We start from the raw sequence: 22067 nt of genomic DNA, 5'->3' as shown, positions 1-22067 counted from the left end.
ATGTCATGGATACGATCCTCGTCATCAATGCCGGCTCGTCGAGCGTCAAGTTCCAGGTCTACTCGGTCGAGAGCGAGGGCACGCTGCGGCGACAGATCAAGGGGCAGATGGATGGCATCGGCAGCCGGCCGCGCCTGCGGGCGAGCGGAGCGGGCGGCGATCCCCTGGCCGATCGCGCCTATCCGATCGAGGCGGTCCCGGACGTACCGGCCGCGATGGAGGTCGCGGGCGAGTGGCTAAGGAACGAGGCTCGCGTCCATCCGCTGGCTGTCGGGCATCGCGTCGTGCATGGCGGGCCGGAGTTTGAGCGGCCTGTCCTGATCGATCACGGCGTGGTGGCGCGCCTGGAGCGCTTCGTCCCGCTGGCGCCGCTGCACCAGCCGCACAACCTGGCGCCGATCCGTTCGATCCTTGCGAATTTCCCCGCGCTTCCGCAGGTCGCCTGCTTCGACACCGCGTTTCACCGCAGCCATGGGCCGCTTGCCGATCACTACGCGATCCCGCATCAGCTCCATGCCGAAGGCGTGCGGCGCTATGGCTTTCATGGCCTCTCCTACGAATACATTTCGAAAACCTTGCCGCAGATCGCGCCCGACATCGCCAAGCGGCGGGTGATCGTTGCGCATCTCGGCAGCGGCGCGTCGATGTGCGCCATGAAGGGCGGACAGAGCGTCGAGAGCACCATGGGGTTTACGGCACTGGACGGCCTGCCAATGGGCACGCGTCCCGGTCAGCTCGATCCCGGCGTGGTGCTTTATCTGATCTCCGAGAAGGGCATGTCGGCTGCGAAAGTGCAGGACTTCCTCTACCGCGATTGCGGATTGAAGGGCCTGTCCGGCGTCAGCAACGACATGCGGGAGCTGGAAGCGAGCACGGACCCGCGCGCAAAGCTCGCGATCGACTACTTCGTCTACCGGATCGGCCTCAGTGCCGGGATGCTCGCGGCCGCCTTGCAGGGCCTCGACGCGTTCGTCTTTACCGCCGGCATCGGTGAGAACTCAGCCGGCATTCGTGCGCGCGTCGCCGAGCAGCTCGGCTGGCTCGGCGTCGCACTCGATGCTGCCGAGAACGCGCGCCACTCGCGGCTGGTTTCGCGACCGAACAGCCTCGTTCCCGTCTACGTCGTGCCGACCGACGAGGAGCTGATGATCGCGCAGCACACGTTGGCGCTGCTGATGAACGGAAAATCGCAAAACGCCAGATCTGAGAGGGTGTCATGATTCCCGTGTATCCGGAGACGAAGGTCGCGCTGAAGGGGAAGAAGGGCCTCGTCGTTGGCATCGCCAACGATCAGTCGATCGCCTGGGGCTGCGCACGGGCGTTTCGCGCGCTCGGCGCCGAGCTCGCCGTGACCTATCTGAATGATCGCGCAAAGAAGCATGTCGAGCCGCTGGCGCAGGCGCTGGAGGCGCCGATCTTCATGCCGATGGACGTGATGGCCGAAGGCCAGATCGAGCAGGTGTTCGAGCGCATTCAGAAGGAATGGGGGCAACTCGATTTCCTGCTGCATTCCATCGCCTTCTCGCCGAAGGAAGCGCTGCACGGACGCGTGGTCGACGTCGGCCGCGAGGGCTTTCTCAAGACCATGGACGTCTCCTGCTGGTCGTTCCTGCGCATGGCCCATCTGGCGGAGCCGCTGATGAAGAACGGCGGCACCATGTTTACCATGACCTATTATGGCAGTCAGGTGGTCGTGGAGAACTACAACATCATGGGCGTGGCGAAAGCGGCGCTGGAAGCGGCCGTCCGCTACGCCGCGGCGGAGCTCGGGCCGAAGGGCATCCGCGTGCACGCGATCTCGCCGGGACCGCTGGCGACGCGTGCGGCATCAGGCATTCCGGAGTTCGACGAGCTCATGGACAAGGCGCAGTCGAAAGCGCCCTCACGCAGTCTCGTCAGCATCGATGACGTCGGCAATGCCACCGCGTTCCTGGCGCTCGACGGCGCCAAGCTGATGACCGGCGGCGTTCTCTACATCGACGGCGGCTATCACATCATCGATTGAGGGGAGGCGACCGTACACCAGACCGCAGGAGGCAATCTCCCCGCATCGGCTCTCTCATGCCGCCGGCACTGGCCGGCGTATTCAGCGGGAACGATCTCGTCTCGTTCTAAAGCGCGATGAGATTAGGATGAATCGTCGTCGCGCTTTAGGTTGTTGTTTGAGCATGATCTCCGCGCAAACGCGTACCGCGTTTGTCGCGAGGGAAAACCGCTCCACACTTTTCCGGATCATGCTCTAGAGCAGGGTGAATTGAAAGACTGCGCCACAAGGCTCATTCGCGCCCGCCCATATGCGTCCCCCCTGCGCTTCGACGATCGAACGGCAAATTGATAATCCCATGCCCATACCACCGGACTTGGTCGTGTAGAACGCGTTGAAGATGTGCTCGAGATTCGCCGGATCCAGTCCCGGACCCGAATCCCGCAGGCTGACGAGCACGCCATTCAACCCATCTCTGTCGGTGCTGATCAGCAACTCCCGCGCCCCTTCGCCGACGCCGCTCATTGCTTCGACGGCGTTGACGATCAAGTTGAGGACCACTTGTTGCAGTTGGACCCGATCCGCTTGAATGAGCGGCAATCGCTCCGCGAGTTCCGTCCGTACCGAGACGCCGTTCTTCACCATTTCGGCACGGGTCAGGGCTATGACCTCAAGCACCGCCTCGTTGATGTCCAGGTCCTCCTTTCGCGGCGGCGTCTTCTTCATAAGGGCCCGGATCCGGCTGATGACGTCGTCGGCTCGCCTGCCGTCGCTGACGATCCAACCGAGCGTCTTTCGGACCTCCGCCAGATCCGGCGGTTGAGCAGCGAGCCAGTTCAACCCGGCCTGTGCGTTGGTGACAGTCGCAGTAATCGGCTGTCTGATTTCATGGGCAATCGAGGCCATGAGCTGCCCCATTGTCGCGACGCGGCTCGCGTGCGCCAGCTCCGCCTGCACTTCGCGATAGCGGCGCTCGCTGTTTCGTGCTTCGGCTTCCGCCTGCTTGCGCTCGGTAATATCATTGAAAAGGATTCCGACGCGTCTGCGCTTGGGGTCTTCGACCCGGAACGCGCAGACGTCATACCAGCGTCCGAGTTGTTTGGCTTCATTTTCAAAGCGCATCGGCTCACCCGTCAGGGCGATCCTGCCGTAAATCTCGAACCAATGTTCTTCGTGTTGTGGCGCGATTTCGCGCATCCGTCTGCCGGCGGCATTCTTGATTCCTGTATGCCGTTCAAACGACGGGCTGATTTGCACGAAGCGATAGTCGAGCGGCTTTTCGTGCTGGTCGAACAAAACTTCAATCGTGCAAAAACCCTCGTCAATCGATTCGAACAACGTGCGGTAATTCTGTTCCGACTCGCGCAATTCCGTCTCGGCGCGCTTGCGCTCGATAAATTGACCGATCTGGCTGCCGATGGTAGCCAGCATATTGAGCAGTTCCTGATCGGGCTGCCGGATCTCGCGACTGAAAAACTCGATCACGCCAAAGACGTCCCCTCCGAGCAGGATAGGAAAGCCGACGGCGGCGTGCAGTCCTTCGCGTTGGGCAATGAGCCCGCGCGGAAAGTTCGGATCAGGAACGACATCGGGAACGTATTCGGGCTTGAGGCTGGACCACACCCGGCCCGGTAGTCCCACCCCCGGAACGAAGGTGAACTCCCAACCAGCTCTTTCAAATTCCGGGACGGCTATCGATGATCTATGCCAAAGCTCGACACAGCGCAGCGCCTCGGCCTCTCGGTCCACGCGCCAGAGCGCGCCCACGTCCCATCCCAGACACTCGCCCATAGCCTGCAGTATTCTCGGAGTGGCCTCTTCGATCGTGACTGCCTCCGCCAAGATCTGCGCGACCGTGTGCTGCACCCGAAGGCGCTCCTCTGCGCGCTTGCGCTCCGTCAAATTTAGCACGAATGCGACACCCTGGTTCCCGCCTTCCTGGAAAGTCGCCGCGCCGATCAGCACGGGAACACGGCTCCCGTCTTTCCGGAAATACTCCTTCTCGAACGGCTGCGAACTCCCGGTCCTCTTCAACTCGGGCACCCAGCGTTGTTCATCGCGGTCAAGCCATTCCGGCGGCGTGAGCTCCGTCCAGCGTATGCGACCCGAGACGAGAGCGTCTCGGTCGTAGCCGATGATGCGGAGAAACGCGTCATTGGCCTCGATGATCCGACCGTCGAAATCCCAGATGACGATGCCGATGATATTGGCATCGACCAGGCGCCGAATCTTCGCTTCGCGCTCAGCGAGATCTCGGTACAAACGGTTATTCTCCTGCGCGATCGCCGCTTGCGAGGCCAGCAACTTCAGCGCCGCGATGCGGGCCGGCGCGAAGACGCGAGGGGTCAGGTTGTTCTCCAGATAGAGCGCCCCGATGAGCTTGCCCCGGTTGAGCAAAGGCAAGCAGAGAATCGAACGAGCACGGTGCTGATGGATATACGGATCTGCGGAGAACGGGTTCTGGGCCGCGGCATCATCGAGGATCACACCCTCCTGCGTGCGCAAGGCGTAATGTAGAACCGACTCCGGCAACATTGCTGCAGTTACGGTCTCCTCGCGCAGTTGCACGATGACCGCGTCGCCGCTGGTCGTGGCTTCTGCCGCGGTTCGCTGCTCAAGCCCTCGCGAAAGAATCAACAGGCCACGCTCGGCGCCAGCCTGAGTGATCGCGGTGCGTATGAGTGTGTCGATTAGCTTATCCAGCACGATCTCGCCCGAGACGGACTGCGACACCTTGATCACGGTCGCGAGGTCGAGGTGTTCGACTGGGGTGCCGATCGTGCCCGTCGCAGCGGGCGCTGGCACTTCCTTACGAAGGTTCGGATACATCTCGTCGAGCTGCCGCACCTTGCCAAGGGCACCCCAACGGAGATAGCCATCGCGCGCGCTTGTCAGATACACGCGCGCGAACTCATCGAACCCGCGCGCCGCGTAGAAGCGCGCCGCCAGCTCGTACGCAAGCGCTTCGTTATGAACAAAGCCGTTAGCGCGCGCCGAGTGGAGCGCTTTCTCGTATAGACGCTCGGCCTCGAGCTCGCGGCCTTCGATCCGCGCGATCTCGGCCCCTACGAGCGCGGCGCGGTTCTCGAAATTCTCCGGGCAATTCGCTGCCCAGATCTCGAGCTGTCGGTGGTGCGCGGCCAGGGGCTCCAAATGCTGCTGCCGCTCGTCGGCCGCTGCGATGTCCCACGATGAGGCGCGCGCGAGGGCGCCGTAGAAGTGATACTCCGCCGTTTCCTGGTGTGCCAGCGATGGCCAGGGCAGCGGTTGCGCCCTCGACGAAGCATCGACAGCAGCCGCATAGTCGCCGGCAAGAAAGCGTGCCTGCAGCTTTCGTATCCAGTACCAGCATTCGGGAAGCTCCAATGCCGGGTGAATCGACAGATGGTGCTCGAACGCACGTTCATCGAACCTCCTGTCGTCAAAGGTACCAAATTTCGTCGTCAGGCCACGCAACGTCCGGATCAGGGCGAGCTGCCCGGTGATCCAACCGACGACAACACCAAACCGGAATTTCTGCGCAAACTCGAGACTCTTTTCCGCTTCGATTTGCGCCTCTACGAGCGGATCGCCTGCCATGAGGAGATTGGTGTTCAGCTGTGCACAGCCGTATCCCGCATAAGTGAGATCGCCGACACGGTTTGCGATTTCAAACGAGCGACGCAAAAGATCACGGCCGGTCCGGACATGTCTCGTCCAGGGCACGATGAACCCGAAAACCTCGAGTGTCCTCCCCTGGAAGCGCTTCAGCTCCGGTTGTTCGACGAGCTCACAGCCGAGGCGGCCAAATCGAAATCCGGCATCGTAGTTGCCGAAATACGGCCCGGCCAACATGGCAAGCAGCTCATAGGCGGGACACGAGGCGTCGCTGTGGCCGTGCTCGAGACTGAGGTTGACGGCTCTACAGGTTGCCAAGGTTCCCAAATGGGACGACGTAAAGAAGGCGGGCAGTGCGATCCTTATCAGGACGTCGACTGTCGCAAGCGATTCCGGATCGCTCATCAAGGGTAACTCGACAAGCTCCTCGATCGTGCGGTTCCCGAGCTGCGACCAGATGCGCTCGTATTCGCGGTGTGCCTCCTCTTTTGTTGGATGCGAGGACCAGTCGATGCCCAGGTGCTGGAGGTAGTCCAGACCGACTGCTATGGCGCGGTCGCTCTGATCGATGGTCATATACAGATCCACGCGCAAACACGCCACGGTTGCTCGCTGCACCGTCGTTGCGGTGCGCGGAGCAAGCGCAGCCAGGCGCTCGTCCGCTTCAGTCAGAGCGCCCGTCACGAACTCGCATTCGGCCCGGTACAGCTCCAGCTCGAAGATCAGTTCATGCCGGCGCTCCCACTGGTCTTCCGGCAGCAGTGCCGCGCCGGCGGCGAGATAGGTGAGCGCCGAGGCATAAGCGGTAGAGGCCTTGGCGCGCTTGCCCGCGATCAGGTTGAGCTCGGCCAGCCGCTCGCGCTCCTCCGGTGCCGTGATCAGCGTTGCGCCGCGGTTGAGGTGATTGACAATGTCGAAGATCGCTTCCTCGCGTTTCTCGGGAGGGATGTGCGCCGCGAGCAGTCTCCCAATTCGAAGGTGCGCTTCGCTGCGCAGCGCCTCCGGGATCAGCGAATATGCGGCTTCCTGAACGCGATCGTGGACGAACCGGTAGCCGCCGGCCAGGCGCTCGACAAATTCCTGGCGGACGGCCGGCTGCAGGGCCGCGTGGACGTGCTCCTCAGAAGTCCCGTGGACGAGCGAAAGGGTCTTGCTCTCGGCGATGTTTCCGAGACAAGCCAGTCGCCGCAATGCGTTCTGCGTTTCGATTGGCAGGCGGGTAAACTTACCGACCACAAGGTCAACGACGTTGTCGGTATATTGTTTGGATTGAATGCGGTCGAGATCCCAGGACCAACTCGCGGCATCATGATCGAAGGCGAGCATTCCCTCTTCGGCCAGCGAAGAAATGAACTGAACGGCAAAAAACGGATTACCGCCCGTCTTCTCATGCACCAGTTGAGCGAGCGGCGCGGCGCGCTCCGGCTCGCAGCGCAGCGCATCCACCATGAGCTGCCCAAGGTGCTCACGAGCGAGGGGTGCAAGCGTGATCTCCGCCACCTTTCCGCCAGCGCTCTTGATGGCGTCGAGCTTCCGCATCAACGGATGGGCGGCAGTGACTTCGTTGTTGCGATAGGCACCGATCAGCATGAGGTGCTGCAGATCCGACCGGGTCAACAGATCCTCGAGCAGATCGAGCGTCGCCGCGTCGAGCCATTGCAAGTCGTCGAGAAACAGGGCCAGGGGATGTTCCGGCCGTGCGAAGACACCGATAAGTCGCCGAAACACCAGCTGGAAGCGCCGTTGCGCGTCCTGTGCCGCAAGCTCAGGGACGGGTGGCTGTTCTCCGATGATGAGCTTCAACTCGGGGACGACGTCGATCATGAGCCGTCCGTTCGGGCCCAGCGCCTCCTGCAGGGCGTCGCGCCAACCGCTTAGCTCGGCGTCGCTTTTGCCGAGAAGAGGCCGGACGAGACTCTGAAAAGCCTGAGCGAGCGTCATATAGGGGATGTCGCGCCTGTACTGGTCGAATTTGCCTGACGCAAACAGGCCGTGTCGCGGCACGAGCACCTTGTGCAGCTCATGGACGACCGAGGATTTGCCGATGCCGGAATATCCGGAGACCAGGACCAGCTCCGGCGAGCCGCTCTCGACGATGCGATCGAAGGCGGCGAGCAACGTCTCGACCTCGCGTCCTCTCCCGTACAGCTTCTCGGGGATCAAAAGCCGGTCCGGCGCGTCGTGGTCGCCGAGCGCAAACGGGTCGATGCGCCCCTGACGCTCCCATTCGGCCAGACAGTGCCGAAGATCACTCTCGACGCCGGCGGCTGTCTGGTAACGCTCCTCAGCGGCCTTGGCGAGCAGCTTCATGATGATCTGGGAGAGCGCGGTCGGGACATTCTCCAACCGCTCGCTCGGTGCCACCGGCTTTCTGGCGACGTGGCAGTGCACCCATTCCATGGGATCGGAAGCGGTGAACGGCAGCGAGCCCGTGAGCATTTGGTACAGCGTGACACCGAGCGCGTAGAGGTCGCTGCGGGAATCGATCGAGCGGTTCATGCGTCCGGTCTGTTCGGGCGCCATGTAGGCGAGCGTCCCCGCAATCGACTCAGGCGGATCGGGCGCCTGTCGCTCGCGCGGCAGGCGCGAGGCGAGGCCGAAGCCGGTGAGCCGCACCTCGCTGCCCGCGCCGTTCACCATGATGTGGGCCGGCTTGAGGTCCTTGTGGGCAAGACCACGCTGGTGGAGCTGCCCCAGGGCCGAAGAGATGCCGATGGCGAGGCGCAGGAACCGTCCCACCTCCATGGGGCCGCCGAGCAGCGCGGCGAGCGGCTCGCCGCCGGAGTCCTCGAGCACCAGCATGGTCCGCCGGCCATCGCGCCTGAGGTCCAGCGGCCGCACCGCCCAGGCACCGTCCAGCTCGTCCTTCAATCCGAATTCGTGGCCAAGGCGATCGAGGCTCGCGGGCGTTGGGTGCTCGGCGGCGGGCCGCACGGCCAGCACGGCCTTGCGCCGGCCATCGGCGCCCAGCCACCATTCCCGGCAGACGACGCGTTCGCTGTCCTGCCACAACACCCGGAGGCCGCCGTCCCCACCAGCGCCGAACTTGGATGATGGGTTCATATGCCGGAGTTTATCACTCGCGAGCCGGCATGACGATGTCCTTTCTGGCCCACGAAGTCGGTCAGCGTGTCGGGCGCGAAGTAGAACAGCGGCACCAGCAGGAAGAACGAGAATGCCAGGAGCGGCAGGCCGGCCGGAGTAGAACGGTCACAATCCGGGCATGGCGCAGGCCGCGGTGCATGGACCAATCCATTTGTGGGGCACACGGCCTGGCCGCGTGCTGCATGGCGACGATGAGGCTCACCAACAGGGCAATGCCTACCTGAAAGCAGATAACTTGAAGCATCACTTGGAGTTTTGACGTTCAGGACCCAATACCGACATGCGATGCTCTGCTAGGGCTAGTTAAATGCAAACCAGGCCTTCGCAACGAACGCCGCGCCGCACCAGTTCGAGACCAGGCCATCCGGATTCGTGACGAGATTAACGCGGCCACCTGGCCGCGCATTAGGATCGCCTGTAAAGACGAAGCAGTTTTCCTTCGACAGATTGGTGTCGTAGTAGCGCAGGTCGAGGTTGAAGGCCTTGTGGGTGAAGGTTACGCCCGCCTGCCAATTGAGATAGGCCGGCAACTGGAAGCCGCCGAGTTGCGGACTCTGATTGCCGAACCAGGAGTAGCCGACAGCGGTGGTGAATGATACGGCCAGGTTCTGCGGCAGCAGCCGGTCCGGCACATCATAGCCGACGCCGGCCGCGACATATTGACTCCAGGCGCCTGTATTCGAGACGTTGGGAGAATAGGCGTAGCCAGCGGCGATGCGGACCTGTTCGCCGACGCGCCGATCGCCGCGGATAACCGCCTCCCAATAGTTGATGCCGTTGGTCTCGCCGGGAAGCCTCTCGCCGGGATAGGCGAAATAGGTGACGCCAAAATCAAAATCGATCGTTGCGATCTTCGGGCGGATACCGCCTGCAAAGGTGAACTCGGCGGCTGGCTGGGTCGGTAGTTTGACGGTGGCCACCGTGGTACCGACGTATAGCGGGCTAAATCTTGTTTCGAAGGCGGCGCCCGCCGCGAGCCCATGATCGGACAGCGTAATCCCGCGATAAATGTAATCGGATGCAACGCCCGCGCGCGCGCTGAATTCGAGCTCGTTTGCTGATGTTTCGCGGTTGGGGTCGGCCGCGGACCATCCGCGATTGCCAAGGCCGAGCGCACCGCCTGGACTTGGAGGAACGGGCTGCGCCAGAGCGCCGGTCATCGGCGCAAGCCACAACCCAACCAACGCAGCGAACAAGGCACCGCGCACACGCTGAACCGATGCAACGCTCTGCTGCAGCACCGTCGATTATCCTCCAAGAGCCACCGCGATCCCAACCAGCGCACCACCAACAGCCACCATCGCTAGACCTGCCGCCCAGGACCGCAGCCCGCTGTGAATTCCGAACACGTAACCACAGCAGAACAGCATAACGATAGTGACGGCGTAGGAGACGCGCAGCGCCAGTCTGGCGTCGCTCAGGAATAGGAACGGGGTTACCACCGGGAAAGTCGAAAGAAAGCTCAACAAGCATAGACCCAGCGCTCCGGTCCAGTCTTCCTTCGTCAGTCCTGGACCGGGAGGCGGCTCGGGCAAGTGTTGCAATTTTTGCCGCATCAATTCCAATTGCTCCAGAGGTAAGATCGCCGCTAATTCTGGCGGCAGTGCGCCGGCGATGACGCGCCGCGCTGTTTCGGGATCCGGCGCCTGCCGTATCGCGCGGAGTGTCAAAATCTTGTCTCCTCGGTCGTTGATGCGAGCCAGAAGATAGAGACCGCCGTCAACAATACCCCAAGCCAAATTGCAGCCGAGCGCTCCGATCAGCATCGTTTGAATATTGATGTTAGCTCCCGTTGCGATACCGAGCGAGCAGATGAAGGTGAGAGCCATGATCAGGCCGAACAAGGTCTCTGAGATCCGCTCCATCGGATCCAGCACGTTACGGAACGGAGAAGCGGAAGCCTCTGACATCGTGGTCAAACACCCCATGGCTTATCTTCGAAGAGGCTTAATCTTCAGGGGCCGTCTCGCTGGCTGATCCCGGCCAGCGGAGGTCGGCCTTCCTTCACAACGTTGGCTCAAAGCACAGTATCGGGCATTGCTACACGATGGTGTTGAGGGTTGAGCTGCCGGCCAGCCTTACTCAACCTAAGAAGTCTGATTGATGCTCGTTGGCATGTCTTCTTCTGGCCCCTTCGGCGACCTCCAGCAACGACCGCTGCTGAGCCGCTGTCAGCGGACATCAGGCGTGCCACTGGACACAACCAACCCATTTATGGGTCGGTGGACGGCCTGGGACGCCCGGTCGGGACATTTGGGGCTGATCATGGCATCGTACCGGTGATTTGCCCGACGCGTCAAGTTATTTTCGGTAATTCCGTAGCGCGCTAGCCCCCAGGTCTACTTTGCATGGGGTTGTTTTTCAGTTTTTGTTTTCAGCGGTAGTGCAGGGCGATCAGCTCGGCGACGCAGGCCGGTTTCTTGCCGCCTTCGATTTCGATCACGAGATGATAGTTCACGCGCAGGCCATCCGGCGGCACGTCCTCGGCCTCGGCGACCGTGACGCGGCCGCGCAGCTTTGAGCCGGCGGGGACTGGGGCCAGGTAGCGTATCCGGTCCGCGCCGTAGTTGAGGGTGTTACGCAGGCCCTTCAGGCCGATCACCGAGCGGATGAAGAGCGGCGCGAGCGCCAGTGACAACAGCCCGTGCGCGATGGTCTTGCCGCCCGGCATCTCCTTGCTCGCGCGCTCCTGGTCAACATGGATCCACTGCTCGTCGCAGGTCGCCTCGGCGAACCGGTTGATGCGATCCTGGCTGATCTCGACCCAGTCGCTGGCGCCGATTTCGGTGCCAACCGCGGCTTTGATCTCCTTGAAGTCACTGAATACCCGCATGGCCCGACCTCGTCAGATCTTCATTTCCGGGACGCTGTCGGGAACGGTCAGCTCGGCATCGGTCACCGCCATTACCTCGCCGATGCTGACGCCCGGTGCGGTTTCAAGCAGCGTCGCCCTGCCGTCGGGAAAGCCGATCACGGCCATGTCGGTGACGACCAAGCTCACCGGCCGTGCCGACGTCAGCGGCAGGGTGCATTTGGCCACGATCTTCGATTTGCCCTTGGCCGCGTGCTGCATGGCGACGATGACGCGTTTGGCGCCGCTGACGAGATCCATCGCCCCGCCCATGCCCGGCACCATCTTGCCGGGGATCATCCAGTTGGCGAGGTGGCCGTGCGCGTCGACCTGGAGGCCACCGAGCACGGTGATGTCGACGTGGCCGCCGCGGATCAGTCCGAACGACATCGCGCTGTCGAAGGTGCTGGCGCCGGGCAGGGCGCTGATCGGGCGCCCGCCGGCGTCCGTCAGCGTCGGATGGGCCATGCCTTGCTCCGGGATCGGTCCGGTGCCGATGAGGCCGTTCTCCGATTGAAAGAACACTTTCAGATCAGGCGGAACGTAGTTCGCGACCAGCGTCGGAATGCCGATACCGAGATTGACGAGGTTGCCGCTCTTCAGTTCCTTGGCGACGCGCCGGGCGATGATGGTCTGTGCATCCATGATCTCACCCGTTCGTGATGAGGAAATCGACGAGGGGCGCCGGCGTCACGACGTGATCGGGCGCGATGACACCGACCGGCACGATGTTGTCAGCCGTGACGATGACGGTGTCGGCGGCCATCGCCATCACGGGATTGAAGTTGCGGGAGGTGAGGGCATAAGCGAGGTTGCCGAGATAATCGGCGAGAAAGGCATGCACCAGCGCGAACTGCGCCCGTAGCGCAGTCTCGAGCAGGAACGGCTTGCCGTCGACCTCGATCTGGCGCTTGCCTTCGGCGACCAGCGTGCCGACGCCGGTCGGGGTCAGAACGCCGCCGAGGCCGCATCCGCCCGCGCGAATGCGCTCGACGAACGTGCCCTGGGGAACGAGATCGACAGCGACCTGGTTTGCCAGCATCTGCTGCTGCGCCTTCGGATTGAGACCAATATGGGTCGCGGTCAGCCGTGAGACCAGCGCGGCATCGAACAGCTTGCCGACGCCTTTGCCGGGTATGGCTGCGTCATTGCAGATGAGCGACAGCCCGGTCTTCTGCTGCCGGACGACTTCATCGAGCAGGCGCTCCGGAGTTCCGACCCCCATGAACCCGCCGACCATGACACTCGCGCCTGCCGGGATCATTGCAACAGCTTCTTCGACGGAAACGGCCTTCATGGCGGCAACTCCGATGCGGCGCGTGGGTAGCAGCGAGCGGATGTTTTCCGGCTGTCACCGCGCGCCTTTGATTTGCATCAAGCCTCCCCATCATTTGAATTGCCGACGGCGATGCCGATGCTTTGCAGCATGTCGTGCCAAAGCTTGCGCACCTCGGTGTGACGCCGTTCGAGGGAGGAGTTGACGGCGTCGCGAAATGGCACGAGGTCGGGACCCTTCAGCGACAGGATTTGTGCCTGGAGCAGGCGGCCGCTTTCGAACTCGATGTGGCGCAGCGCCATTGCGAACGGATCCTCGGGATTTGCTTCGGCCGGTAACAGTGCTGCCGGCCGAATAGCCGCGTGGACAGCGTGGGCGAGCGTCGCAAGGCCGGCTGCCACTGCCAGGGGCCAGTCCGAAATCTCGTAGACCGGCGCCGGAAACCACGCGCTTTCCCAGGCCACGGTCATATAGCCCAGGCCAGGGTCAGGCGCCCAACTCGTTGCGCGCATCAGAAGAGAGACGATCTCGGTCTCCCGGAAGAGCTGCGTGTTCAGCTCGGTCTGCCATGCGGAATCGAGCTTTGTGGGCAAGGTGAATGCCGACTGTCGCGCCAGCGCGCCGTGGGCGGAGATGAGGAATGCCGCAACGCGCGTCTGCTGGTGCGGTGGTACGCGGCTCTCGGCATCGAGTGGTCCGAAAAATCCGCTCATGTCGGCGTCCTCTTCACGGGAATTGCACGCAGATGGTCGTAGTCTGCCGGAAACGGCGCGAGCTCGCCACCCGGCTCTTCTGGCGCGACCCAGATCGCCTTGTTGCCTTGCCAGCGTCCGGCGAGCACGTCTTCGGCGAAGCGCGCGAGCAGATCGGCGGTGAGGGTTCCTTTCTCGAGCGTGAAGGCGTGATAGGCCTTTGGGATGATGACCAGCGAGCTGTTGGGGATTTCGACCCGCAGGGTTTCGTGCAGCGCCCGCGGCGTCAGGAAGTCGAACTCGCCGTTGAGGATCATGGTCGGGACCGCGATGGACGAGAGCTGCCGCGTCAGCGGTCGGAAGTCGAGAAAGGACTCCATCAGGTTCTGGAGCGCGTAGACGTCGTTGACGAGCCAGCCCTGCCGCTTGACGCTATCGAGCCTGTCCAAAAGCGGCTTCAGCCACTGGTCGGACAGGTTGATCGGCAGCAGCAGATCCTGAAGATAGCCGGTGCCGCCAAGGATCAGCCCGGTGCGCAAGGCGTTGCCGATCAGGAGCAGTTGTGGCGAGAGCTCCGCAAAACAGCTCATCGCCGCTCCGATGTGAGCCGTGATTGAGGAAGGGCATTGCGACGACCGGCTCCCGTGTCTGATCGCTGCGATCTTCGATCTCTGGTCGGGGATTCCATTGAGCTAAATCAAAGCACCCCGAGGCGAACTGCCGGCCTTGTACGCCGGCTATTTTGGGGCTTAGTTCGGCGGGCTTGCGGCATAACCCTCAAGGAGCAACATCATGGCGGACATCCCATCGACCGAGAATATGCGTGCGATGCTGAGCGAAGCGCTTGGCCGTCTGCGCAAGGCCAACACCGAGTATTTTGAGCTGCTGGAGAGAGGCCTGAGCTCCTCGCCGCTGCCGATCGCGAATCAAGCCAAGGAGTTCTGCAGCCATATGCAGCGCAACGTCTCCGCGACCTTCGACTTGGGTGACAAGCTCGTCCAGGCCAAAGACATGCAGGAGGCGCTCAGGATCCAGTCCGAGTTCTTCCAGGACCAGATGCGCTCGCTGACCGACCAGACGCGCAACATGGGCGAGTCCGCGATGAAGGCGGCGAGCGGCATGTTCACGCCGAAGAGCTAGGCACCGTACAGAAACGGCATCCCCCGACACGAGAGAGGACGATGGCGCTTCAATTCCTGATCGGCACCATCGTCAGCCTCGCCAATATCATGATCCACGCATTGGTGACCGTCGGCGCCATCGGTATCGCGCGCTCTGCCGGCTTACGCCACACGATCTGGCCGCGATCGCATCTGATGGCCGTGATGGTCGCGACCGCGGCTGTTCTGATGGTGGCTCATACGCTCGAAATTCTCGTCTGGGCGATCGCTTACCGAATCGTCGGCGCAGCGCCAGAGGGCAGCGATCTGCTCTATTTCGCCTTCGTCAATTACACCACGCTCGGCTACGGCGATATCACGCCGGTGCCGGACTGGCGGCTGGTCGGCCCGATGACCGCGATGAACGGCATCCTGCTGTTCGGCTGGTCGACCGCCGTGCTGTTCGAGGTGCTGCGCAAGACGCTGCAGCACCTCGCGGCGATCAAGGCCGAAGGTTTCAGTTCTGAAGATCGAGGTTAGCGAGCTGCCGGCGGTCCAGCAGCACGATCTGGCGCTGGGTATTGCCGACGAAGCCGAGGATGCCGAGCTCGTGCAGGTGCGATATCGCCCGCGAGACCGTCTCAAGGGTGAGGCCGAGATAGTCGGCGATGTCGCGCCGCGACATCGGCAGCGCCAGGACCCCTGCGGCAGTTAGCCGCGTATCCATCTCGATCAGGAAGGCCGCGACCCGTTCCAGCGACGTCTTGCGGCCGAGCAGCAGCATGTGATCTTCCGCGTGCTGCAGATTGGTCGTGGTCATGCGGAGCAGGTTCCTGGCAACCACGGCGTCGCTCTCTGCCACGGTCTCCAGGCTGTGCCGCTTGATCAGGCGCACGGTGGTATCGACGACAGCTTCTGCGGTGAAGCGATGCGTGCGGCCGTTCTCGAGCCCGAAGATATCACCGGCGAGGTGAAACGCGCCGATCTGACGGCGCCCGTCCGACAGCAGCTTGTAGCTTCGCACCGCGCCCGTCTTGACCTGGTAGATGTACTCGGCGGGCTCCTTCTCGCCGTAGATCTCGTTGCCTTTCTTGTAGGTAAATTCGCTTAAACTGACGATCGGATTTGAGTCACTGCTCATTCCGAGATCCTGCAGTGAATTGGGGCGGGGCAGCGGGTCGGTCGTGATGCGTACGAACATGGGCCAACTCCTCAATCCATCGCTGAATTGGTCTCAGGCAATTCATGGCGAGGAATGTGCCGCGCTATCCCATTCCCGCTTGGGTTGACTTACGACGAAGGCGGTATTTCCAGCCATTGTCTCCAGGGCCATTGTACCAAAGGACAGGCGCTGGAATATCTCTTGCATAAAATGAGAAATCACGATCGTCGCAGAATATCATTTTGAGATTCGCGGTTCTATCGATGGATTGCCCGCTGTGCCCGGTATCATCCATATGGGTTACTTGATCGCCGACTGACTTTGCGTCTCCAATGTCGCTCGTTGCTTTGAGAGGTGAGCTTGCCAGGGCTGGTGCACGTGGTCGACGACGACGCTTCGTTTCGGACGGCGATCGAACGCCGGTTGAAGCTTGCCGGCTATGATGTTGCAACGTACGCAGCGGCGCAGGAGCTGCTCGATCGATTGCCTGGCCCCGACAGGCTGGGATGCATTCTGCTCGACGTGCAAATACCGGGGCTGAGCGGCCCGGAGCTGCAACGCCGTCTGATCGAGCTGGGCTCGACGCTGCCGATCGTCTTCCTCACCGGGCACGCCGACACGGCAACGACCGTGCGCGCCATCAAGGCGGGCGCCGAGGATTTTCTGACCAAGCCGGTCTCGTCGGAGCAGTTGATCGACGCGATCGAGCGCGCCATGGCCCGGCACGAAGTCGCACGCAGCGAGCGCAGCAAGCTCGATTCGCTCATGGGGCTGGCGGCCGCACTGACTCCGCGCGAGCGGCAGGTGTTCGATCTGATCGTGCGCGGCAAGATCAACAAGCAGGTTGCTCACGAGCTCGGAACCACCGAGCGCACCGTAAAGGCGCATCGCCACCAGGTGATGGAAAAGATGCAGGTTCATTCGCTCGCGGAACTGGTATCGATCGCGGAGCGCCTTGGCATGCTTGATCCCAGGGGCGATAGGCGCGGTTGATCGCTCGGCATTTTAGGCAGGTTCCCCGCCGTAACTATACCTAGGGACAATATGAAGGACGGGTGACAGCGTGCTCTGTGGGGCCCGCTAGCCTTGCAAGCAAGCGTTGCAAGCGACGGTTTCTCGCAGCCAAAAAGGCCGAATCTCGTGTCGACCCGCAGATCGGTGTTCGTTGTCGACGATGATGCGTCGGTGCGCATCAGCATCAAGCGGCTTCTGCGCGAGCACGGCTTCACGACGCTGCTGTTCGATTCCGCAGCCGCGCTGCTCGATCATGCCGAGTTCGACAGCGCCATATGCATCATCATCGACATTAATCTGAACGATCAATCAGGCATCAACCTGCGTGAGCGGATTGCCGACAAGGGCGTCTCGGCGCCCGTGATCTATATTACCGGAAACGACTGCGAGAGGAATCGCTCGGCCGCGGTCGCATCGGGATGCGTGGCCTACCTGACCAAGCCCTTTACCGCGCAATCACTCGTGGACCTGATCGAACGCGCCCGCGAAGACAGGCGCTAGACCGCTTTCGCGCCGGTTCATTCCTCGATGTCCTGCTCCAGCGTCTTCGCCGGCGCGCCCTTATGAACGGAGGCGAATTGTGCGAGCGGCATCGAGGTCGTGAAGTAGCCGCATCGCGGTGATACACCCGAGAGTGTCCATGGTCGCATTTGCCCCCGGCAGGTGTGCCGCGATCTCATGCGCGAAATCCAGGGATTGCTTGATCCAGATCAAGCCTGGCGGGCGGGGACGCTGCCTATCGAAATATGTGCGTCCTGCGACAGCCGATATCTCGGACATGAGCTCAGTGAACATCGCCGCCGGTTCGTCGATCCTCCGCGATGAGCTGGTCGAGGTCGTGCTGCTGCGCCGCGAAGCTGGTTTGTCCGAGGTGCACGCATGATCGGACCGCTCGAGCCGCGCGTGAGCTGGATGCGGTTGTTCCCGCCGTCGGGCTGGCTCGCCGCCTATCGAGGCGAGTGGCTGGCTTCGGACGCGATCGCCGGCGTCACGCTCGCCGCCTACGCCATTCCGGTCTCGCTCGCCTATGCCGCGCTGGCCGGCCTGCCGCCGCAGGTCGGCGTCTACGGCTATCTGCTGGGTGGCATCGGCTATGCGTTGCTCGGCTCATCGCGGCAGCTCGCGGTCGGCCCGACCTCGGCGATCTCGCTGATGATCGCCAGCACCGTGGGTGCGCTCGCTGGCGGCGACGCGGTGCGATACGCGCAGATTGCAAGCCTCGCAGCCTTCGCGGTGGCGGTCTTGTGCTTCATCGCCTGGCTGTTCAAGCTCAGCGTTCTCGTCCGCCTGGTCAGCGACAGCATCCTGGTCGGCTTCAAGGCCGGAGCCGGGCTCACCATCATCATGAGCCAGTTGCCGAGCCTGTTCGGCGTTCCCGGCGGCGGCCACAATTTTTTCGACCGCGCCATCAAGCTTGCCGGCCAGCTCGGCGAGATCAATCTCCTCATTCTGGCGATTGGCGCGGTCGCGCTCATGCTCCTCCTGCTTGGCGAACGCTTTCTGCCGGGACGGCCGGTCGGTATCACCATCGTGGCGCTGTCGATCGTGGTGGCGACACTCCTCGGCTTTGCGTCCCATGGCGTCCCCGTGACCGGCAAGATTCCCGAGGGACTGCCCGCGATTGGGGTGCCGACATTTGGTCTTCTGGAATTCGACGATCTGTTTCCGCTCGCGGCAGGATGCGTGCTGCTGGCCTACATCGAAGGCGTCTCGGCGGCGCGCAGCTTTGCCGCCAAGCATGGCTATGGCCTCGACGCGCGGCAGGAATTTCTGGGACTGGGCGCGGCAAACCTTGCCGCCGCCTTCGGCCACGGCTATCCCGTCGCCGGGGGCCTGTCGCAATCCGCCGTCAATGATAGCGCGGGCGCGCGGACGCCGCTGGCGTTGATCATCTGCTCGGTGACGCTTGGCCTGTGTCTCCTGTTCTTCACGGGGCTGTTGACCAACCTGCCCAAGGCCGTGCTCGCGGCCATCGTCTTTGCCGCCGTCTACAAGCTGGTGGACGTCCGCGCGCTGCTGCGGATGTGGCAGGTCAGCCGGATCGACTTCTATGCCGCATCGATTGCGCTCGTGTCGGTGCTCCTGCTTGGCATCCTGCAAGGCGTCCTGCTAGCGTCGATTGCGTCGATCTTCCTGTTGCTGGCGCGCGCCTCGCAGCCGAACGTGGCGTTCCTCGGCCGGCTGCCCGGCAGCGGCCGTTACTCCGACAGTGCCAGACACCAAGGCGTCGAGCCCCTCGTTGGAGTCATCGCGTTCCGGCCCGAAGCCTCGCTGCTCTACATCAATGCCGAGACGATCCTTGATACGGTCCTGATCGCGCTCAAGAGGTCGCCGGACATCCGGCTCGTCGCCTGCGATCTCTCGGCATCGCCCTATATCGATCTCGCCGGCGCGCGCATGCTGCGCGATCTCTATGATGAACTCGCGACGCGCCGCGTCGCCTTTTGCATCGTCGGCGCGCATGCGCAGCTGCGCGACCTGTTGCGGGCCGAAGGGCTGGCGGAGAAGACCGACAGCGGCCAGTGGCTGCGCTCGCTCGACAGCGTTCTCGGCGAAGGGCAGCCCGACGCTGCCCAAAGAGCGCTCTGATCTCCAGATTGCGTCGTTGTGTTGTGTTGCATTGCAACGGGATGGCGCTGCGCAGTCAAAGGCGTCACGACATCGCGCGCGACCGTTGACTTGGATCAATGGAGCACCGCGCGCCGCACCCACGATCCCGCATCACCTCGCCCAATAACTCGTCGTCCAAACCAAAGGGGAAAGAAAGTCATGAGAAAAACTGCCATCCGCGCCGCTCTGGTCGCCTTGCTCGCAGGCGTTGCCGGTTTCAGCACGCCGTCGCGCGCCGAGACGGGACAGGTTGCAGTCGTCTTCACCAAAGGCGGGCTGATCGTCGGCGTCGGCGGCGGCGAGGGTGTGCTGACCTTGCGCGGCAAGCACTATCCGTTCACGGTGTCGGGTATGAGTGTCGGTTTCACGATTGGCGCCTCGACGACAAAATTTGTCGGACGAGCTCTCAATCTCAAGGGGCCAGCATCCATCGAGGGCTCATATGCGGCGGGTGGAGCGGGTGGCGCGGTTGCGGCGGGCGCCGGCGCCGTTCAGTTGCAAAACGCCAACGGCGTGATCCTGCAACTCAGCGGGCCGAAAGTCGGCGCCGAAGTGTCGGCTGCGGTCGGTGGAGTCACGATCAAGCTGAAATAGGCCTCGGTGATCGGGCCGCGCCGACGCGGCCGGACGGAACACTGTGTTTTGTTCAAATGCTCCGGTTCCGTTGATCTAGGTCAAGTTCTAGCACGACCAGCACCCGACGCTATCGTCAGGTGCTGGTCGCTTGTCGCGCGGCATCATCGAAGAGCGAACGACGGCACCCCAATCAATGGAGGACACGCCATGCTTCGTTATCTTCTCGCCGCTATTGCGGCGTTCGTTCTTCTTACGGCTTGCCTCGTTCCAGACGATGCCTTCGCTCGCCGGGGCGGCGGTGGTGGCGGCGTCCGCGGCGGCGGCGGTGGTTTCCACGGTGGTGGTATGCGCGCAGGCGGCGGGTACCGGGGCGGCGCCGTTCATGCCGGGCGCATCCAGGGTGGTGGCGGCTATCGCGTCGCGGGAGGCGCGCGTCCGGGCCGTCCGATCGCCGGCTATCCCGGTTATCGTCCGGGCTATGGCTATGGCTGGCGCGGACCCGCTTATGGCGCCGCCGCGGTTGGAGCCGCAGCGGCCGGAGCCGCAGCGTACGGTGCGTACGGCTACTACAACAACAACTACAACAGCGGCTGCTATCAGGACTCCGACGGCAGCTGGGTTTGCCCGCGGCAATATCCCTATCATTATTGAGGCAGAGGTCGCATCAGGCCGCACCATGCGGCCTGATGCGCTCAATAACGCTCTTCGACGAACTTCAGCCCGCGCAGGCTCGCCTGGTCGTTGTAACGACCCTTGTCCGAGCGTGGCGGCAGCGTGATCTTGTCTTTCTTGACGCGCTTGTAAGGGATCGCCTTGAGCAGGTGCGCGATGCAGTTCAGCCGCGCCCGCCGCTTGTCGTCGGAGCGGATGATGTGCCAGGGCGCGTGCTTCGTGCTGGTCTTTCTGAGCATCAGATCGCGAGCTCGCGAGTAGTCATACCAGCGCCGGTAGGACTCCAGATCCATCGGGCTCAGCTTCCATTGCCGCACCGGATCATCGATGCGGGCGTGGAAGCGGCGCTCCTGCTCGTCCATCCCGACTTCGAGCCAGATCTTGACGAGGATGATGCCGCCTTCGATGACGTATTTTTCCATCTGCGGGCAGAGATCGAGAAAGCGATCGTGCTCGGCGGGCGTACAGAAGCCCATCACATATTCGACGCCGGCGCGGTTGTACCAGCTTCGGTCGAAGATCACGATCTCGCCGCCGGCGGGGAACTGCTCCATGTAGCGTTGGAAGAAGAGCTGCGTCTTTTGACGGTCCGACGGCGCGGGAAGGGCGACGACGCGAAACACGCGCGGACTGACTTTCTCGGTGATCGCCTTGATGGTGCCGCCTTTCCCGGCGGCATCTCGGCCCTCAAACAGGACGATCACCCGGAGCTTCTTCTCCCTCACATAATCCTGGAGATGGCAAAGGTCGACCTGGAGCTTTTCGAGCTCCTTCTCGTACTCCTTGCGCTTCATTCGCTTGTCGGACTCGTCCTTGGCCATGCCTGTCCTTTCGCTGCTCACCTCGAATGCGGCTTGGGAGCCGTCAATCGTCTCCCCAGGAGATGGTGACGCCGATATCGCCGGGGACACCGCCCGGAAAATCGATGATCTGGTAGGCGATGCGATAGCCGCGCGGTTTAAGGTGGTCGGTCCAGAGCTGGAAGATTTCCTTGGGGATGCCGGTCAGCGTGTTCTCCCAGCCCTTTTCCTGCTGGTTGATGGCGCGGCCCTTGTCGGTGCACAGCGTGTTGGGGAAGCGATAGACCTGGACCTCGGTCAGGCCGTTTCGCACTGCACGCTGGATGATAGTCGAGGCGAGCTTGATCTTCTCCTCCTCGGTCTTGCCGGACGGTTTGGTCAGCCGCTCGATCAAGGCGTGCTTTTCAGCCTCGGCGGCGGCGGCAAGGCGGGCATATTCTTCTGCCTTCTGGGCTTCCTTGAGGGCTGCTTCTTTCCGGATCTGCGTGGCATTGGGAATAAGATCATCGAGGCCGGGCATGGCTGACGGCTCCTGATTGGGCGTTGGCAGTTCGGTGTTCGCGGAAAGCTAGGCCCGGCGGCTAGCCTTCCCTTGATTCAAATCAAGCAAAATCCACACTGGGGTAGT

Annotated in this window: 21 protein-coding genes; 10 read left to right on the top strand and 11 right to left on the bottom strand. The window is 62.6% G+C overall.

Annotation, left to right across the window (positions count from 1 at the left end):
• The first annotated feature begins 5 nt into the window (after window positions 1-5).
• Window positions 6-1220, top strand: coding sequence for an acetate/propionate family kinase (locus NLM33_RS10625; protein ID WP_254096000.1), 1215 nt, complete (start codon window positions 6-8; stop codon window positions 1218-1220).
• Window positions 1217-2005 (top strand): enoyl-ACP reductase FabI, encoded by a 789-nt coding sequence (gene fabI, locus NLM33_RS10620; RefSeq protein WP_254095999.1) that lies wholly within the window; start codon window positions 1217-1219, stop codon window positions 2003-2005. The genes NLM33_RS10625 and fabI overlap by 4 nt, the downstream gene beginning before the upstream one ends.
• A gap of 234 nt (window positions 2006-2239) precedes the next feature.
• Here the strand turns inward: fabI and NLM33_RS10615 are convergent, their stop codons facing one another.
• The 8 genes from NLM33_RS10615 to NLM33_RS10580 all read right to left on the bottom strand — a co-directional run bounded on the left by NLM33_RS10615 (window position 2240) and on the right by NLM33_RS10580 (window position 14095).
• Window positions 2240-8644 (bottom strand): AAA family ATPase, encoded by a 6405-nt coding sequence (locus NLM33_RS10615; RefSeq protein ID WP_254095998.1) that lies wholly within the window; start codon window positions 8642-8644, stop codon window positions 2240-2242.
• Between the two features lie 341 nt (window positions 8645-8985).
• A complete protein-coding gene (locus NLM33_RS10610) occupies window positions 8986-9927 on the bottom strand; it encodes a TorF family putative porin (RefSeq protein ID WP_254095997.1) in 942 nt (313 codons plus the stop codon).
• A 6-nt stretch (window positions 9928-9933) separates the two neighbouring features.
• Entirely contained in the window at window positions 9934-10596 is a 663-nt protein-coding gene (locus tag NLM33_RS10605; RefSeq protein ID WP_254095996.1) for a VIT1/CCC1 transporter family protein, read from the bottom strand.
• A 464-nt stretch (window positions 10597-11060) separates the two neighbouring features.
• Window positions 11061-11519 carry a MaoC family dehydratase gene (locus NLM33_RS10600; RefSeq protein WP_254095995.1) on the bottom strand — a complete coding sequence of 153 codons (459 nt, stop codon included), beginning with the start codon at window positions 11517-11519 and terminating at the stop codon, window positions 11061-11063.
• 12 nt (window positions 11520-11531) lie between these two features.
• A complete protein-coding gene (locus tag NLM33_RS10595; RefSeq protein WP_254095994.1) occupies window positions 11532-12182 on the bottom strand; it encodes a 3-oxoacid CoA-transferase subunit B in 651 nt (216 codons plus the stop codon).
• 4 nt (window positions 12183-12186) lie between these two features.
• Window positions 12187-12834 (bottom strand): CoA transferase subunit A, encoded by a 648-nt coding sequence (locus NLM33_RS10590; RefSeq protein WP_254095993.1) that lies wholly within the window; start codon window positions 12832-12834, stop codon window positions 12187-12189.
• Between the two features lie 77 nt (window positions 12835-12911).
• On the bottom strand, window positions 12912-13526 hold the full coding sequence (locus NLM33_RS10585; RefSeq protein ID WP_254095992.1) for a hypothetical protein: 615 nt from the start codon (window positions 13524-13526) through the stop codon (window positions 12912-12914).
• Window positions 13523-14095, bottom strand: a complete 573-nt coding sequence (locus tag NLM33_RS10580; RefSeq protein WP_254095991.1) for an alpha/beta fold hydrolase — start codon at window positions 14093-14095, stop codon at window positions 13523-13525. The genes NLM33_RS10585 and NLM33_RS10580 overlap by 4 nt, the downstream gene beginning before the upstream one ends.
• 202 nt (window positions 14096-14297) lie before the next feature.
• On the opposite strand from NLM33_RS10580, the gene NLM33_RS10575 reads away from it, so the two are divergent.
• Window positions 14298-14645, top strand: a complete 348-nt coding sequence (locus NLM33_RS10575; RefSeq protein WP_254095990.1) for a phasin — start codon at window positions 14298-14300, stop codon at window positions 14643-14645.
• A gap of 41 nt (window positions 14646-14686) precedes the next feature.
• Entirely contained in the window at window positions 14687-15145 is a 459-nt protein-coding gene (locus NLM33_RS10570; protein WP_254095989.1) for a potassium channel family protein, read from the top strand.
• On the opposite strand, the gene NLM33_RS10565 is transcribed toward NLM33_RS10570, so the two are convergent.
• On the bottom strand, window positions 15123-15806 hold the full coding sequence (locus NLM33_RS10565) for a helix-turn-helix domain-containing protein (protein WP_254095988.1): 684 nt from the start codon (window positions 15804-15806) through the stop codon (window positions 15123-15125). The genes NLM33_RS10570 and NLM33_RS10565 overlap by 23 nt on opposite strands.
• Before the next feature lie 321 nt (window positions 15807-16127).
• On the opposite strand from NLM33_RS10565, the gene NLM33_RS10560 reads away from it, so the two are divergent.
• The 6 genes from NLM33_RS10560 to NLM33_RS10535 all read left to right on the top strand — a co-directional run bounded on the left by NLM33_RS10560 (window position 16128) and on the right by NLM33_RS10535 (window position 20618).
• Entirely contained in the window at window positions 16128-16760 is a 633-nt protein-coding gene (locus NLM33_RS10560) for a response regulator transcription factor (protein ID WP_254095987.1), read from the top strand.
• 147 nt (window positions 16761-16907) lie between these two features.
• Window positions 16908-17282, top strand: coding sequence for a response regulator transcription factor (locus tag NLM33_RS10555; RefSeq protein ID WP_254095986.1), 375 nt, complete (start codon window positions 16908-16910; stop codon window positions 17280-17282).
• Window positions 17283-17481: 199 nt separating this feature from the next.
• Window positions 17482-17664 (top strand): hypothetical protein, encoded by a 183-nt coding sequence (locus NLM33_RS10550; protein ID WP_254095985.1) that lies wholly within the window; start codon window positions 17482-17484, stop codon window positions 17662-17664.
• The gene (locus NLM33_RS10545) at window positions 17661-19370 is read left to right on the top strand and encodes a SulP family inorganic anion transporter (RefSeq protein ID WP_254095984.1); all 1710 of its coding nucleotides are present in this window, start codon (window positions 17661-17663) and stop codon (window positions 19368-19370) included. The genes NLM33_RS10550 and NLM33_RS10545 overlap by 4 nt, the downstream gene beginning before the upstream one ends.
• A 180-nt stretch (window positions 19371-19550) precedes the next feature.
• The gene (locus NLM33_RS10540) at window positions 19551-19985 is read left to right on the top strand and encodes a hypothetical protein (RefSeq protein ID WP_254095983.1); all 435 of its coding nucleotides are present in this window, start codon (window positions 19551-19553) and stop codon (window positions 19983-19985) included.
• A 189-nt stretch (window positions 19986-20174) separates the two neighbouring features.
• Complete coding sequence (locus NLM33_RS10535) at window positions 20175-20618, top strand: hypothetical protein (protein WP_254095982.1); 444 nt, start codon at window positions 20175-20177, stop codon at window positions 20616-20618.
• Between the two features lie 41 nt (window positions 20619-20659).
• On the opposite strand, the gene ppk2 is transcribed toward NLM33_RS10535, so the two are convergent.
• Both ppk2 and NLM33_RS10525 read right to left on the bottom strand, forming a co-directional pair.
• Window positions 20660-21460, bottom strand: a complete 801-nt coding sequence (gene ppk2 / locus NLM33_RS10530) for a polyphosphate kinase 2 (RefSeq protein ID WP_254095981.1) — start codon at window positions 21458-21460, stop codon at window positions 20660-20662.
• Between the two features lie 43 nt (window positions 21461-21503).
• Entirely contained in the window at window positions 21504-21959 is a 456-nt protein-coding gene (locus NLM33_RS10525) for a hypothetical protein (RefSeq protein WP_254095980.1), read from the bottom strand.
• Between the last annotated feature and the right edge of the window lie 108 nt (window positions 21960-22067).

Origin of the sequence: Bradyrhizobium sp. CCGUVB1N3, assembly GCF_024199925.1 — a bacterium.
GTDB lineage: Bacteria > Pseudomonadota > Alphaproteobacteria > Rhizobiales > Xanthobacteraceae > Bradyrhizobium.
Note: the sequence above shows the minus strand (reverse complement) of the source record. Positions and strands in the feature narration are given on the sequence as shown.

What these genes read in the sequence shown, in the direction of transcription:
- NLM33_RS10540 (WP_254095983.1), top strand. Translation starts at nt 19,551, where the DNA reads ATGAGAAAAACTGCCATCCGCGCCGCTCTGGTCGCCTTGCTCGCAGGC.
- NLM33_RS10575 (WP_254095990.1), top strand. Translation starts at nt 14,298, where the DNA reads ATGGCGGACATCCCATCGACCGAGAATATGCGTGCGATGCTGAGCGAA.
- NLM33_RS10585 (WP_254095992.1), bottom strand. Translation starts at nt 13,526, where the DNA reads ATGAGCGGATTTTTCGGACCACTCGATGCCGAGAGCCGCGTACCACCG.
- NLM33_RS10625 (WP_254096000.1), top strand. Translation starts at nt 6, where the DNA reads ATGGATACGATCCTCGTCATCAATGCCGGCTCGTCGAGCGTCAAGTTC.
- NLM33_RS10545 (WP_254095984.1), top strand. Translation starts at nt 17,661, where the DNA reads ATGATCGGACCGCTCGAGCCGCGCGTGAGCTGGATGCGGTTGTTCCCG.
- NLM33_RS10565 (WP_254095988.1), bottom strand. Translation starts at nt 15,806, where the DNA reads ATGTTCGTACGCATCACGACCGACCCGCTGCCCCGCCCCAATTCACTG.
- NLM33_RS10615 (WP_254095998.1), bottom strand. Translation starts at nt 8,644, where the DNA reads ATGAACCCATCATCCAAGTTCGGCGCTGGTGGGGACGGCGGCCTCCGG.
- NLM33_RS10580 (WP_254095991.1), bottom strand. Translation starts at nt 14,095, where the DNA reads ATGAGCTGTTTTGCGGAGCTCTCGCCACAACTGCTCCTGATCGGCAAC.
- NLM33_RS10590 (WP_254095993.1), bottom strand. Translation starts at nt 12,834, where the DNA reads ATGAAGGCCGTTTCCGTCGAAGAAGCTGTTGCAATGATCCCGGCAGGC.
- NLM33_RS10525 (WP_254095980.1), bottom strand. Translation starts at nt 21,959, where the DNA reads ATGCCCGGCCTCGATGATCTTATTCCCAATGCCACGCAGATCCGGAAA.
- NLM33_RS10595 (WP_254095994.1), bottom strand. Translation starts at nt 12,182, where the DNA reads ATGGATGCACAGACCATCATCGCCCGGCGCGTCGCCAAGGAACTGAAG.
- ppk2 (WP_254095981.1), bottom strand. Translation starts at nt 21,460, where the DNA reads ATGGCCAAGGACGAGTCCGACAAGCGAATGAAGCGCAAGGAGTACGAG.
- NLM33_RS10605 (WP_254095996.1), bottom strand. Translation starts at nt 10,596, where the DNA reads ATGTCAGAGGCTTCCGCTTCTCCGTTCCGTAACGTGCTGGATCCGATG.
- NLM33_RS10600 (WP_254095995.1), bottom strand. Translation starts at nt 11,519, where the DNA reads ATGCGGGTATTCAGTGACTTCAAGGAGATCAAAGCCGCGGTTGGCACC.
- NLM33_RS10535 (WP_254095982.1), top strand. Translation starts at nt 20,175, where the DNA reads ATGCTTCGTTATCTTCTCGCCGCTATTGCGGCGTTCGTTCTTCTTACG.
- NLM33_RS10570 (WP_254095989.1), top strand. Translation starts at nt 14,687, where the DNA reads ATGGCGCTTCAATTCCTGATCGGCACCATCGTCAGCCTCGCCAATATC.
- fabI (WP_254095999.1), top strand. Translation starts at nt 1,217, where the DNA reads ATGATTCCCGTGTATCCGGAGACGAAGGTCGCGCTGAAGGGGAAGAAG.